This is a genomic window from Geobacillus sp. WSUCF1 (assembly GCF_000422025.1).
Taxonomy (GTDB): Bacteria; Bacillota; Bacilli; order Bacillales; family Anoxybacillaceae; genus Geobacillus; species Geobacillus zalihae.
On record NZ_ATCO01000304.1, the window covers coordinates 1 to 405 of the forward strand.

1 protein-coding gene is annotated in these 405 nt (G+C 43.5%); it reads left to right on the plus strand.

Annotated elements, in window-relative coordinates; all coding sequences use genetic code 11:
* On the plus strand, positions 1–226 hold a 226-nt coding region (locus I656_RS18490; protein WP_164832371.1), incomplete at its 5' end, for an IS3 family transposase.
* Positions 227–405 lie beyond the last annotated feature (179 nt).

Genomic DNA, 405 nt, shown 5'->3' on the forward strand with positions numbered 1-405 from the left:
GGCTCATCATATCATTCCTAGTATGTCCAGAAGAGGAAACTGTTTAGACAATGCCTGCATGGAAAATTTTTTCGGGCATTTGAAATCGGAAATGGTGGACCTTCCTACCTTTGAAACGGAAGAGGAAATGATCGAGGCGATCGATCAGTACATGTATTTTTATAATTATGAACGGTGCCAGAAAAAACTAGACTACCTCAGCCCAGTGGAATACCGAATTGCCTAAGCAGCCTAGCAGACGAACGGCTGAGAATGTCTCCTTCTTCAGCTTGCCAACGATGAAGTGGAATGAAGGAGACGTTGTCAAGTGCTTTCCTTGACAACGTTTCCTCATTCCACTATCCTAACAAGCAGCTGAAGAAGGTGGGTATTTTTCACACTGTCTACTTGACAGGGATATGTTCA